9 protein-coding genes are annotated in these 12,982 nt (G+C 71.6%); 2 read left to right on the forward strand and 7 right to left on the reverse strand.

The window, feature by feature from the left end; all coding sequences use genetic code 11:
- Positions 1 to 42 precede the first annotated feature (42 nt).
- Positions 43 to 213 carry an HPP family protein gene (locus tag GQQ92_RS13940; RefSeq protein ID WP_156999905.1) on the forward strand — a complete coding sequence of 57 codons (171 nt, stop codon included), beginning with the start codon at positions 43 to 45 and terminating at the stop codon, positions 211 to 213.
- 78 nt (positions 214 to 291) lie between these two features.
- Here GQQ92_RS13940 and GQQ92_RS13945 read toward each other — a convergent pair whose 3' ends face one another.
- The 7 genes from GQQ92_RS13945 to GQQ92_RS13975 all read right to left on the reverse strand — a co-directional run bounded on the left by GQQ92_RS13945 (position 292) and on the right by GQQ92_RS13975 (position 11,881).
- Entirely contained in the window at positions 292 to 2,421 is a 2,130-nt protein-coding gene (locus GQQ92_RS13945) for an acyl-CoA dehydrogenase family protein (protein ID WP_156999906.1), read from the reverse strand.
- Positions 2,422 to 2,663: 242 nt separating this feature from the next.
- The gene (locus GQQ92_RS13950; protein WP_156999907.1) at positions 2,664 to 3,065 is read right to left on the reverse strand and encodes a DUF7144 family membrane protein; all 402 of its coding nucleotides are present in this window, start codon (positions 3,063 to 3,065) and stop codon (positions 2,664 to 2,666) included.
- Positions 3,066 to 3,180: 115 nt separating this feature from the next.
- On the reverse strand, positions 3,181 to 5,202 hold the full coding sequence (gene recQ, locus GQQ92_RS13955; protein ID WP_156999908.1) for a DNA helicase RecQ: 2,022 nt from the start codon (positions 5,200 to 5,202) through the stop codon (positions 3,181 to 3,183).
- 45 nt (positions 5,203 to 5,247) lie between these two features.
- Complete coding sequence (locus GQQ92_RS13960; protein WP_197738269.1) at positions 5,248 to 5,832, reverse strand: copper resistance CopC family protein; 585 nt, start codon at positions 5,830 to 5,832, stop codon at positions 5,248 to 5,250.
- A gap of 50 nt (positions 5,833 to 5,882) precedes the next feature.
- A complete protein-coding gene (locus GQQ92_RS13965) occupies positions 5,883 to 6,575 on the reverse strand; it encodes a YcnI family copper-binding membrane protein (protein ID WP_156999910.1) in 693 nt (230 codons plus the stop codon).
- Positions 6,576 to 6,699: 124 nt separating this feature from the next.
- Positions 6,700 to 7,299, reverse strand: a complete 600-nt coding sequence (locus GQQ92_RS13970; RefSeq protein WP_156999911.1) for a hypothetical protein — start codon at positions 7,297 to 7,299, stop codon at positions 6,700 to 6,702.
- Positions 7,300 to 7,369: 70 nt separating this feature from the next.
- Positions 7,370 to 11,881 (reverse strand): ExeM/NucH family extracellular endonuclease, encoded by a 4,512-nt coding sequence (locus GQQ92_RS13975; RefSeq protein ID WP_232057705.1) that lies wholly within the window; start codon positions 11,879 to 11,881, stop codon positions 7,370 to 7,372.
- Between the two features lie 476 nt (positions 11,882 to 12,357).
- Here GQQ92_RS13975 and GQQ92_RS13980 point away from each other — a divergent pair.
- Positions 12,358 to 12,982: EamA/RhaT family transporter (locus tag GQQ92_RS13980; RefSeq protein WP_156999913.1), on the forward strand; the 625-nt coding region annotated here is incomplete at its 3' end.

The raw sequence follows: 12,982 nt of genomic DNA on the forward strand, positions 1-12,982 counted from the left end.
CGCGGGTTCGGGGCCGGCCGGCGCCCGACGTAGGCTTGGCGCATGGCCAAGTCCCTCTCGCCCGCGCGCCGCAAGCAGCTCATCGTCGGCCTCGTGATGGGCGTCATCGTCGGCGTCGTCATCAGCCTGTTCACGGGCTTCTGGCTGTGGCTCGCCGCGGGCGTGGTCATGGGCCTCGCGACCGGGGCCATCATGAAGCCCCCGACCGAGTAGCGCGCGCCCGCCGTCGAGCGCCCGGCCGACAGCGAGAAGGCCTGGTTCCGACGAACCCGGCCTTCTCGAAGGGCAGCGCTACCGCTTCTTGCTCTTCTCGGCGGTGGGGAGCGTGCCGTCGGCGCGCCTGGCCGCGTAGTACGCGCGTGCCTCGTCCTGGCGCTCCTGCTCGGCACCCGACGCGATGTTCGCACGCAGGTGCTCGGGCCCGTAGCCGAAGGCGTCGACGAGGTCCTGCGCGTGGGGGCGCAGGCGCTCGATCAGCCGGTCGATGTAGGCGCTCACCGACTGCGCGCGCTTGGGCGAGAGGCGCCCGTTCATCAGGTACCAGGCGGCGTGCTTCTCGATCAGGCCGAGACCGAACAGGTCGCGCACCCACGTGAGCACCTGCTTCGTGTCCGCGTCGGCGACGCGCTCGAGGCCCCGGGTGAACGCCTCCCACTGCAGCAGCTCGGCGTGGGCGCGGGCGGCCTCGATGAGCTCGTTCTGGTTGCGGTTGAACAGCGCCGCGCCCTCGATCTTCGAGAGCTTGCGGGCCTCGCGCAGGCGCCCGGCGATCTCGGCCACCATCGTCTCGACGCGGTCGGTGAGCATCGAGCGCTGCGTGTCGGTGTCGCGCAGCTCCGCGACCGAGCGGGCGGTCGACCCGAGGTCCGCGATGTTCTGCCCGAGGCGGCGCAGGCCCGTGCCGTGGTACGCGCGCTCGGCCGTCTGCGAGACGACGTAGCGGGCCATGGCCCCGACATCCGCCTTCGCGAACTGCTTCGAGAAGTCGGTGAGCAGCCGCTTGGCGACGAGCTGGAGCAGCACGTTGTTGTCGCCCTCGAACGTGACGTACACGTCGAGGTCCTGGCGCAGGCCCACGAGCCGGTTCTCGGCGAGGAAGCCCGCGCCGCCGCACGCCTCGCGCGCCTCCTGGAGCGTCTCGAGCGCGTGCCACGTCGAGAGGGGCTTCAGTGAGGCCGCGATGGTCTCGAGATCCTGACGGTCGTCGTCGGTGTCGGCCGCCCCCGAGAACACGGCGTCGAATTTCACCAGGAACTCGTCGTGGGCGAAGATCTGCGCGTACGTCGTGGCGAGTTTGGGCAGGAGTCGGCGCTGGTGGCGCTGGTAGTCGAGCAGCACCTCTTCGTCGGTGTCGCTCGCGGCGTTGAACTGGCGGCGCTGGTTGCCGTAGGTCACGGCGATGGCCAGGGCCATGGCGGATGCCGCGGTCGCGGCGCCGTCGAGGGAGACGCGGCCCTGCACGAGGGTGCCGAGCATCGTGAAGAAGCGTCGGCCGGGGCTCGCGATCGGGCTCGAGTACGTGCCGTCCTCGGCGACCGAGCCGTAGCGGTTCAGGAGGTTCTCACGCGGGACCCGCACGTTCGTGAAGTGCAGTCGCCCATTGTCGATGCCGTTGAGGCCGCCCTTGAGGCCGTCGTCCTCGCCGCCGATGCCCTTGAGGAAGCCGCCCTTGGTGTTGCGCAGCGGCACGTAGAACGCGTGCACACCGTGGTTGACGCCCTTCGTGACGAGCTGCGCGAACACGACCGCGGCCGTGCCGTGGACGGCCGCGTTGCCGAGGTAGTCCTTCCACGCCCCGCGGAACGGGGTGTCGATCACGAACTGCTGCTTCTTCTCGTCGTACGTGGCGGTCGTGCCGATCGCCGCGACATCCGACCCGTGCCCCGTCTCGGTCATCGCGAACGCGCCGGGCACCTTGAGCGACATGATGTCGGGCAGGAACGTCTCGTGGTGGTACTCGGTGCCGAGGTGCAGCACGGCCGCGCCGAAGAGGCCCCACTGCACGCCGGACTTGATCTGCAGGCTCGGGTCGGCGACCACGAGCTCCTCGAAGGCGGCGATGTTGCCGCCGTGGTCGTCGCGGCCGCCGAGCGAGGTCGGGAACGCGCGGTGCACGGCGCCCTGGTCGACGAGGATCTTGAGCTGGCCGAGCACGCGCTCGCGGTGCTCCTCCTTCGACTGGCCCTCGATGCGCTGCAGCTTGGGGTCGGCCGCGCGCTTGCGCGCCTCGAGCCGGATGTCGGCCCAGGTGCCGAGGAGCTGGCGGCCGAGCGACTCGACGTCGATGCGCGGGGCGGTCGCGCCGCGGCTCGGGGGCGCGGTGATCGGGGATGCGGCGTCCTCCCGCGCGGGCCGCGCGGGAACGGTCGCGGGGGTCGTCGCGTCTTCGGACTTCGTGGTGCGGGATGCCGTGTCAACCATCGTCGGTCTCGTCCTTCGTGTGGAGCGGTCAGCTCATTCCAACGTACGACGGGCGCCCGAACGCGGGAAGCGCTGCATCCGGCGCCTACAAAGCCACGGCGCAACGGCTCCGATCAGCCTGTGACGAAGCTACAAAACGGATGCCGGGACGTTGTGATCTTCGCACCATCGGGCGCGCTTCTGCGGGTCGGCATCGAGCGGCTCCCCGCCCCTCGACCCCCGGCCGCCGAGCCGCCGAGCCGTCAGGCGCGGAAGAACTGGCTTGCGGCCTTGGTCCAGAGCAGGATCACGACGATGAGCGAGACGAGGATGCTGAACCATTCGCCGATCGGGTTGCCCATGTTCGCCACGGCGACGAACAGGGAGGAGATGATCGAGAGCACCTGCACGACCGTGACGATGAGCCGGGCCGCGGTGTTGCCGCCCAGAAGACCGCCGGCGACGATGATCGTGATGAGGCCGAGGATGATCGAGACGATCGCCGACGTGTAGACGGCGCCGGCGCCGCCCCACTGCGGGTCGACGGCGATCGCGGTCGCCTGGAAGAGCATGATCGTGCCGACCACGACGTCGATCGCACCGGAGATCCAGGCGATGACGGCGACGATCGTGACGCCGGCCGGACGAGCGGTGTGTTGTGCCATGGCGACCTCCGAGCTCTCAGCCGGGAACGGCGAATGCTCCCGCAGTCCTGATCGTAGCGAGCGGCGGGCCCGGATCACAGGATGCCGCGCATGAATCGGGAACGGCCCCGCGCTGCTACGACGCGTGCGCGTCGACCACCGCGACGAGCGCCTCGCCGTAGGCCTCTCGCTTCTTGACGCCGATGCCCGAGATGCCGTCGAGCGAGGCGACCGACCGGGGCTTCGCCGTGGCCACCGCCCGGAGGGTGGCGTCGCCGAACACGATGTACGCCGGGACCCCCTGCTCACGGGCCTCGCCGGCGCGCCACGCGCGGAGCGCCTCGAAGAGCTCGACGTCGGCCGGGCTGAGATCGGCCGACGCTGCGGCGGCCTTCGCGCTGCGTCGGGTGACCGCGCGTTCGGGCTCGGCGCGGAGCATGACCTTGCGCCGGCCCGCGAGCACGTCGGCCGCGGCATCCGTCACCGAGATGGTGCCGTACTCGCCGTGCGTGGCGAGCAGCCCCTGGGCGAGCAGCTGTCGGGCGACGCCGCGCCACTGCTGCTCGGAGAGGTCGGCGCCGATGCCCCACGTGGTGAGGGAATCGTGGCCGTACTGGGAGACCCGCGGCGTCTGCTTGCCGCGCAGGATGTCGATGAGGTGGCCCGCGCCGAAGCGCTGACGCCGCTCTCGCTCGAGCCGCACGATGGTCGACATGAGCTTCTGCGCGGGCACCGTGCCGTCGAGCGCGGTGGGCGGCTCGAGGCAGGTGTCGCAGTTGCCGCAGGGCTCGCTCGGTTGCCCGAAGTAGCCGAGCAGGTTCTGCCGGCGGCACTCGACGGTCTCGCAGAGCGCGAGCATGGCGTCGAGGTGGGAGGCCAGACGCCGACGGTGCGCGAGGTCGCCAGGACTCTCGTCGATCATGCGGCGCTGCTGCACGACGTCTTGGAGCCCGTAGGCGAGCCACGCGGTGGCCGGCAGGCCGTCGCGGCCGGCGCGACCCGTCTCTTGGTAGTACCCCTCGACCGACTTCGGCAGGTCGACGTGGGCGACGAACCGCACGTCGGGCTTGTCGATGCCCATGCCGAACGCGATGGTCGCGACCACGACCACGCCGTCTTCGCGGAGGAACCGCTCCTGCGTGCGGCGGCGGACCGCCGCGTCGAGCCCCGCGTGGTACGGCAGCGCGTTCACGCCGTTCTGCGAGAGGAACGCGGCGAGCTTCTCGGTGCTCGCCCGCGAGAGGGCGTAGACGATGCCGGCGACGGGCGTGCCCTCGGCGTCGACCCCCTCGGTGCGCACGAAGTCGAGGAGCTGCTTGCGCACCTCGGACTTCGGCGCGATGCGGTACTGGATGTTCGGGCGGTCGAAGCTCGAGACGAAGTGCTCGGCGCCGTCGAGCGAGAGCCGGCTCGTGATCTCGCGGTGCGTCGCCTCGGTCGCGGTCGCCGTGAGCGCGATGCGCGGCACGTCGGGCCACAGCTCGGCGAGCTCGGAGAGGGCGAGGTAGTCGGGGCGGAAGTCGTGGCCCCACTGCGCCACGCAGTGCGCCTCGTCGATCGCGAACAGCGCGATGCGGCCCTTCGCGAGGAAGCGCTTGGACGCCGCGGAGTTCAACCGCTCGGGCGCGATGTAGAGCAGGTCGAGCTCGCCGGCGAGGTAGGCGCGCTCGACCTCGGCGCGCTCGAACGCCTGCTGGCTCGAGTTGAGGTAGGCCGCGCGCACGCCGTTGCGCACGAGCGCGTCGACCTGGTCGTGCATGAGGGCGATGAGCGGGGAGACCACGACGCCCGTGCCCTCGCGGAGCAACGACGGGATCTGGTAGCAGAGGCTCTTGCCGCCGCCCGTGGGCATGAGCACGACCGCGTCGCCGCCGCCGGCGACCTGCGCGATGATCTCGGCCTGCTCGCCGCGGAAGCTGTCGTAGCCGAACACGGTGTGCAGCGCCTCGGCCGCCGTCTCGAACCTGGCCGGAGCCGCGACGACGGGACCCGAGTAGCCGGCGGGCCCGGCCTCGGCCGACCCGGCCGCGACGACGTCGCCGCCGACCGGCGGGCCCCACGCCTCATCGGCGGGCGGAACCCACGCGTCGTCGGGCGGCGGTGCGAACTCGTCGTCCGGCCAGGGGACGTCGTCGTAGGGTTCGGGGTTCCGGCTCACCCGTCGAGTGTAACGAGCACACCCGACAGGCGAGCCGGATCATCCTCAGGCCCTGCGCCGCACCACGAGCCACGTGGCGACGGCCGCGACGGCCGCGACGAGCACGCCGCCGCCGAGCCACAGCAGGTCGGTCGGAACCGACGACGCCCCGGCCTCGTCGGACCCCCCGGAGCCTTCGGCGTCGCCGTCGTCGGCGGCGGTCGAGCCGGCCGCGTCGCCGCCGCAGGCGGGGGCATCCGTGCCCGTGCCGAGCGCCACGCCGTCGGCCGGCTGCCACTCGAAGGTCCACTCGCCCGAGATCGGATGCCCGTCGGTCGAGACGACCTGCCAGAGCACCGTGTAGGTGCCGGCCTCGCCGAGATCGACGTCGGCGACCGCCGACGGCCCGTCGATGACCGCGCAGCCGTCGCCGTAGTACAGCCCGTCGGGCCCCTGCACGAGCAACGCGGCGCCCGTGCCGAGGTCGAGCAGCTCGTCGTTCGTCTGGAGCGAGACCTGGCCGGGCTGCTCGGTCACGACGGCGTCTTCGGCGGGCGTCGTCGAGACGACGTAGTTGTGCGCCGAGGCCGACATCGCGGGCACGGCGACGAGCAGGGCGGATGCCGCGACGAGCACCGCGGCGCCCACCACGCCCCGTGCTCGGCGCCGGTCTGCGCGGCCGAACCCGCGCCGGCCGCGCATCACGCGTCCTTGCGGGGGCGGCGTGCGGTGATCGCGAGCACGATGCCCACGACGCCGACCGCGAGACCGCCGATGCCGAGCACGCGTGCGACCGTGTCGCTCGAGTCGTCGGCCGCGGCATCCGCCTCGTGGTCGTGCTCCTCGGCCTCGTCGCCGTCGGTCGCGGCCGCGTGGCCGTGGCCGTCGCCCGCGACCGCCTCGGTCACGGTGATGCTCGGCGCGGGGTGCTCGGGCTCGTCTTCACCCTCGACGACCGGGTCGGCCCAGTTCGTCTCGCCGACCTCGCAGGTCTGCAGCACCGGGAACTCGAGCGTCGTGCCCGCGGCATCCTCCGGCAGGTGCACCTGCAGCGCGAAGGTGTCGCGGTACCCGTCGAGGAGCGGGGTGATCGCCGTGTAGACGACCTGGCCCGTGCGGTCGCCGTCGGCGACCTTCTCGATGGTCCAGTTCGGGTTCACCGTGGGGGTCACCGACTCGATCTCGTCGGGGATGTCGAACGTCAGCTTCGTCGTCGACGAGCCGTCGCAGCCGTGACCGACCGAGAACGTGAGCGCGGTGTAGCTGCCGGCGGCGGTGCCGCTCGGCGTGACCGTGACGTGGGCGCTCGCGGCGAGCGGTGCGGAGAGCGCGAGCAGGGCGCCGCCGAGGAGGGCGGACGCGGTGATGGCGGTGTTGCGTGCGGTACGGGACATGGCGATTGTTCCTCTTCGTGGGGTGCGCCGGCGACCGACCGGTCGGCGTGCGCGGTACAGGGTGGTTCGGAGCCGTCGGCCGTGCAGGTTGCGCGGGCGCTCTGCATCGGACGTCACGAGGACGTCAGGCGACGGCGAACCCCTGCGGCGGCCCCCGGTGCCGCATCACGGAGAGGTGGAGCAGGCTCGCGAGCGCGCGGGGCGCCGTGAAGCCCGAGCCCGAGGGCGTCGGAGCGGGGCGCTCGACGACCGGCGCGGGCACGGAGGGGAGGACGGATGCCACGGCCAGCAGCGCCGCGGCGAGCGAGGCGCGCAGCGCGGCGTCGCCGTGTCGGATGGCGAGCACCGTGACGACGACGGCGGCGAGGTGGGTGAGCAGCATCGACGCGTCGTAGGCGAACGGCGAGGCGGATGCCGCACCCGACGGCAGCTCGAAGACGAGGTGGTGGTGCCCGCCGGCGGTCGGCACGGCGCCACCGCCCTGCACCGAGTAGAGCGCGTGGAGGGCGAACTGCGTCGTCGAGACCGCGATCACCGTGCGCACGGCGGAGAGCCTGGCGCCCACGACGGCGATGCAGAGCAGCGCCGAGAACGCGAACGACAGCCCGACGGCGAGGGCGCCCGGGGCGGTGCCGCCGCCGAGGGTGTGCGAGAGGGCCGCGACGAACGTCGCGAACGCGGCGATCACGCCGCCGCGCGCGACGCGGGCCCACCTCGAGGTCATGCGCACCAGCCTAGACGAGTCCGGACACGCCGAAGGGCGGCGGGCACGAGGCCCGCCGCCCTCCGTCGGCTCACCAGGCGAGCACGGGGATCTGGAACATCCTCGAGTCGGTGTAGGGCTCGGTTCCCTCGAAGCGCGCGCTCAGCAGGTGCACGCCGCGCGAGAGCTTCGGCACGGTGATGCCGACCCGACCGTTCTTCGCGTCGGCCGTGAGGTCGACCGTCGCGACGAGCTTCGAACCGTCGTACACCGAGACGGTGCCGACGGGCTTCGACCCGTCGAGCGCGAAGACCTGCGCGTTGTAGGTCACCGACGAGCCCGAACGCACCAGCAGCTTGCTCGGTGCGCCGACCGTGATCGTCCGGACCGGTGCCTGCGGCTCGGTGGTCTCGGCGACCGTGATCGGCACGCTCACCGTGGTGCCGGTCGAGGCGACCGCGATCTCGAGCGTCGTCGCGCCGCTCAGCCCTTCGGGCACCGCGACCGTGAGCGTGGCGCGACCCCCTTCGTCGGTCGTCACGACGGGCGTGCGGTCGACGGCCGCGGTGCCCACCTCGATGCCGCCGATCGAGACCGAGACCTGACCCGCGGCGACCTCGTTGGTGCTGAAGTCGAGCGAGCTGATCGCGAGGTCGAGCGACTCGCCGGGCTGGTACGCGACGCCGTCGGCCGGGGCGGGCAGCACCAGTCCGACCGAGCGCTGCGCCGTGTCGGGCGTGGCGGTCTTGTTGACGGCGAACCAGTCGACCATGGCCTGCAGGTCGACCTTGCCGGTGTCGACGCGGTCGCTGCCCGTGCCGAGGGTGGAGAAGTTGTCTCCACCGGTCGCGAGGAACGAGTTCACGACCACCCGGTACTCACCGGCGGGGTCGAGCTCGACCCCGTCGAGCGAGACGTGCGTGACATGCGAACCCGCCGCGGCCGTGGGGTCGTAGACGACCTTCAGCCCCTCGCTCGTGCCGAGCTTCAGGAACGGCCGTGCCGCACCAGCGGGCTGCCACTGCTCCTCGAGCACCTGCGTGATCTGCGCGCCCGTGAGGGTCTGCGTGAACAGCGTGTTCGCGAACGGCTGCACGGATGCCGCCTCGGCGTACGTGACGGCGCCGGGTTGGGCCTTCGGGGTGCCGTCGGCGTTCGTCGCGAACTTCAGGTCGGTGCGAAGACCGCCCGGGTTCATGAACGCGATGTCGGCAGCGCCGTCCTGCTGGGCGGCCCAGAGCTGCACGTCGGCGACGAAGTTGCCGAGCGTGGACTCCGCGCCGCGGGCCTCGGAGTTGTTGGCCTCGCGTGCACGGTTGAAGTCGGCCGTGATGTCGCCGAGCTTGACCGCACCGGGCCCCGCGGCATCCGCCTTCGCCTGCGCGACGATGGCTGCGACCTCGGGGTCGGCGGGGTAGTTGGCCTTCGCGGGCACGGGCGGAGGCCCGACCTGCGCCGGCGTCGTGAGCGGCTTCAGCTCGTTGCTGATCGAGACGAGCTCGTCGGTGTTCGGGTCGAAGCGGATCGACATGAGCCCGAACTGCTCGCCGTACTGGCCGGCGGAGACGACCGGGCGACCGTCGATGACGTGGTTGTACGCCAGGTGCGTGTGCGCCGAGACGATCGCGTCGACCGACGGGTCGATGCCCGCGACCAGCTTGCCGAACACGGAGTTGTCGGTCGCGGCGTCGATCGCGACCGTCGCGGCGCCCTCGTGCACGAGCAGGATCAGCACGTCGGCCTCGCCGTTGGCGGGGTCGCCGTCGGTGAGGTTCTCGGCCTGCGCGTTGACCGACTCCACGATCGGACGCACATCGAGGTCGGTGATGCCCCCGGGGCTCACCAGCGACGGGAGGTCCTCGGTGACGGCGCCGATGAAGCCGACCGTCACCCCCTCCATCTCCTTCGTGTAGTACGGCGCGAGCGCGGTCGTGTCGGTGCCCTTGAGGAAGACGTTCGAGCTGATGTACTCGAAGTCGGCCTCGTCCTGCACGCGGTCGCGCAGGTCGGCCCATCCACGGTCGAACTCGTGGTTGCCCGCGGCGCTCACCTCGAGTCCGGCCGCGTTGAGCGACTCGATCGTCGGGGTGTCCTTCTGGATGAACGACGTGAACGTCGAGGCGCCGATCAGGTCGCCCGCCGCGGCGAAGACCGTGTTCGGGTTCTGCGAGCGCACCCATTCGGCCGCACCGGCCAGCACGGCTGCGCCGCCGGCCGGGAACGACTGCTCGATGCGGCCGTGGAAGTCGTTGATCGTCATCACGGAGATGTCGACCACGTCGGTGAGCTTCGAGCTGTCGAGCCCGATGAGCGTCGGGTCGTGGTCGCTCGAACGGTAGACCGAACCGTCGTCGGGCGAGCCGTTGTCGTACTGGCGGTCGCTCCACTCGGGCGAGTTGATCGCCCAGCGGCCGATGCCGGTGACGCCCTGCACGGCCGCGGCGTTGCCGAGCGCGTGGTCGAGCGATCCGAGCTCGCCGTCGAACGTGTACGTGTACTGGTCGTCGGTGAGGTCGGGCAGCAGGTCGCTGTATCCGGCGCCGGTGAGGACCTGGATCGGGTCCTCCTCGCTGTACGAGTTGAAGTCGCCGAGCAGGAACACCTCGCCGGCCTCGGCCGCGAGCGAGTCGGCGAGCGTCAGGAGCGACTCGGCCTGCGCCACGCGGTCGGCGTTGAAGAAGCCCTGGCCGTCGGCCGGCTGGGTGCCCGAGCCGCTCTTCGACTTGAAGTGGTTGGCGACGACCGAGAAGTCGTTGCCGTTCTCCAGCTCGAAGACCTGCCCGATGGGCTCGCGGGCGTTGCCCCACACGCTCTCGTCGACCACGGTCTGCGCGTCGCCCTTCGGGGTGACGGCGTCGGTGCGGTAGATGATCGCGCTCTGGATGTAGTCGGTCGTCGCCGCCGTCAGCACCGCGGGCGTCGGGACGTAGTCCCAGACATCCGCCCCTTCGGCCTCGTTCAGGGCCGCGACGAGCGTCGCGGTCGCTTCATCGCGGGCCTCGCCGAGCTTGAACGAGTTCTCGATCTCCTGGAGTGCGACGACCTCGGCGTCGAGCGCCGTGATCGCGGCGACGATCTTCTCCTCCTGGAGGTCGAACTCCGCTGCGGTTTCGGCGCCGCGCGCGTTGGAGTTCTCGCTCTGGAGGGTCGTGAAGTAGTTCAGCACGTTGAACACGCCGACCTGCACGTCGCCGCCGACGGCGGGCGCCGTCTCGGGCCGCGGATTCAGCGTCTCGAACGTGGGCTTGACGGATGCCGGGCTCTCGCTGTCGATCGGCGCGGTCGGCTGCAGGCGCCAGGCATTGAAGCCGTAGCTCAGCACGAAGGGCGTCGAGGGCAGGATCACGCGGTCGCCGTTGCGCACGACCTGGTCCTTCGTCAGGTAGGGCTGCTCGGCCGGGTGGGCTGCGGAGGTGACCGCGCTGTTCCAGCCGTCGTCGAGGATCAGCAGCCGCCCGCGGTTCGCGACGGCCACGGCGTTCGCCTCGTCGCCCGCGTCGAGGACCTCGGTGCTCTTGACCGGCAGGGCCTCGCCCGCGGCCATCCAGAGCGAACCGTAGTTGTAGATCTCGTGGGTGCTCGAGACGAGGTAGGTGCCGCTCGGGGCGACGAGCATGCTCTCGAGCGCCTCGCGCTCGTCGCCGACGAGGGTGTCGGGCAGGGGCTGCGGCTCGGGCACGCCGGCGCCGGCGGTCACGACCTCGACGCCCGTGGCGCTCGTCGTGATCTCGGTCAGGCCGAAGTACTCGCTGACCGAACCGGTCACGCGCACCAGGTCGCCGACCGCGCCGACCGCGGGCATGCCGAAGACGAACACGCCGTCGGAGGCGCCGGACGTGGTGTCGGGCCCGGGAGTCTGGATGGTCACGCCGTTGTAGCCGCCCGTGCGGTAGTCGGCGGTGATGACGCCCTCGACCGTGACGGACTGGCCCACGAGCGGGCTGACGTCGCCCTCGCCCTGGACCTCGGCGATGGTCTTCACGACCGGCTCGGGATCGGTCGGATCCGTCGGGTCGGTCGGGTCCTCGCCGCCGGCGTTCTGCGGGGTCGGCGTGGCGCTGAAGGCGAAGTCCGCGGAGTTGACGTCGGTGTCGACGCCGTCGGTGCGGGAGATGCTGCCCGCGGTCGAGTTGCTGCCGGGGTAGGCGGCGGCGGAGCCCTCGAAGTTCGAGGAGGTGCCGTAGCCGACGTAGTCGACGACGTTCGCCGCGCCGACGATCGACCCGGTGCCGGGGTTGACGGCGGTCGCGACATCGGCGAGGAAGACCGAACCGTTCGTTCCACTCGGGTCGAGCGTCGTGATCAGATCGGGCTCCGGAAGCGCGACGCCATTCGCCGCGTTCGACTTCATCTGGACGAGGAAGTACCCGCCGGCCGGAATGGACTTGCTGAGCTCGACGACGCCGGTGGCGGCACCTGTGCTGCCGGCCGAGCGGTACTGCAGCGACCACCCGGCGAGCGACACGGCCTCATCGGTCGGGTTGTAGAGCTCGACGAACTTGTTCGTGTACGGCTGGTTGGCGCTGCCGCCTCGCGCGTAGACCTCGTTGATCACCACGCCCGAGCCGTCGGTCGCGGCGAGCGCGGGTGGCGCCCCCAGCATTCCGACGATCAATGCCCCGGCGGCCGTGGCCGCTATGGCGGAAAGGCGTTGGACGGTTCGACCACCCTGCATGACGCTCCCCTGTGTCATCTCGCGTGCTGTTCGGCCACGGGTCCGTGCCGTCATCGCGCGCTGCCGTTCGCTCGCGATCACGAGTCGAACACCCCCGCTCGGGGGCCGCTTTGCGCGTCAGCCTATGATTCGGCTGGGTCTCTGCCAAGGGGTTCCGGCCAATGATGGGGCCGATTTCACAACTTGTTCACGGGATGCCGCGCAGTCGAGCATGCGCCCCCTTCGAGGGTGCTCAGATGAGCGAATTCGGTCGAGGGGCTGGCGCTCCGAGGGCGATCGTGATTCACGCGCAACCCTCGCGGCGGCGGCCCGGCGGCCCGTCGGCCCCCTCGGCCGCGAGGCCCGACCTCGAAGCCGATCGGGGCGGCGGCAGCCGAGGCATCCGCTCGCTAGCATGAGGGCTCGTGCTGACCGCCGTCTTCTCGCTCTCGGGCGCCCTCGTCTTCGGGGCCGCCGACTTCCTCGGCGGGCTCGCCGCGAAGCGCGTGAGCGCCCTGCTCGCGACGGCGGTCGCGGCCCTGTCGGGATTCGTGCTCCTCGTCGCGCTCCTGCCCGTCCTGGGCGGCGAGTGGAACGCCCACGACGTGCTCTGGGGTGCGATCTCGGGAGCGATCGGATGCGTCGGCATCGGGCTGCTCTACGCGTGCCTCGCCATCGGCCCGATGAGCATCCTCTCGCCGACGACGGCCGTGGTCTCCGCGATCGTGCCCGTGGTCTGGGGCCTCGTCGTGGCCGGCGAGCGCTTCGAGGCGATCGGCTACTGGGGCCTCGGGCTCGCGCTGGTCGCGGTGCTGCTCGTCGGCTTCGTGCCCGAGCGCGGCGCCGTGCGACCCTCGCTCCGCGGCATCCTCATGGCCGTCGGCTCGGGCGCGGCGATCGGCGGGTTCTACATCGCGATCGACCAGACCTCCGACGAGAGCGGCATCGTGCCGCTGCTCCTGAACCGCGGCGTCAACGCGGTCATCATGTTCGCGGCCGTCGGCGCGGTCGCGGCCGTGGGGGCCCGGCGGGCGCGCGGGCGGGCGCGCG

Source organism: Agromyces terreus, assembly GCF_009749465.1.
Classification (GTDB): Bacteria; Actinomycetota; Actinomycetes; order Actinomycetales; family Microbacteriaceae; genus Agromyces; species Agromyces terreus.

What these genes read in the sequence shown, in the direction of transcription:
- GQQ92_RS13940 (WP_156999905.1), top strand. Translation starts at nt 43, where the DNA reads ATGGCCAAGTCCCTCTCGCCCGCGCGCCGCAAGCAGCTCATCGTCGGC.
- GQQ92_RS13945 (WP_156999906.1), bottom strand. Translation starts at nt 2,421, where the DNA reads ATGGTTGACACGGCATCCCGCACCACGAAGTCCGAAGACGCGACGACC.
- GQQ92_RS13950 (WP_156999907.1), bottom strand. Translation starts at nt 3,065, where the DNA reads ATGGCACAACACACCGCTCGTCCGGCCGGCGTCACGATCGTCGCCGTC.
- GQQ92_RS13965 (WP_156999910.1), bottom strand. Translation starts at nt 6,575, where the DNA reads ATGTCCCGTACCGCACGCAACACCGCCATCACCGCGTCCGCCCTCCTC.
- GQQ92_RS13970 (WP_156999911.1), bottom strand. Translation starts at nt 7,299, where the DNA reads ATGACCTCGAGGTGGGCCCGCGTCGCGCGCGGCGGCGTGATCGCCGCG.
- GQQ92_RS13975 (WP_232057705.1), bottom strand. Translation starts at nt 11,881, where the DNA reads ATGCTGGGGGCGCCACCCGCGCTCGCCGCGACCGACGGCTCGGGCGTG.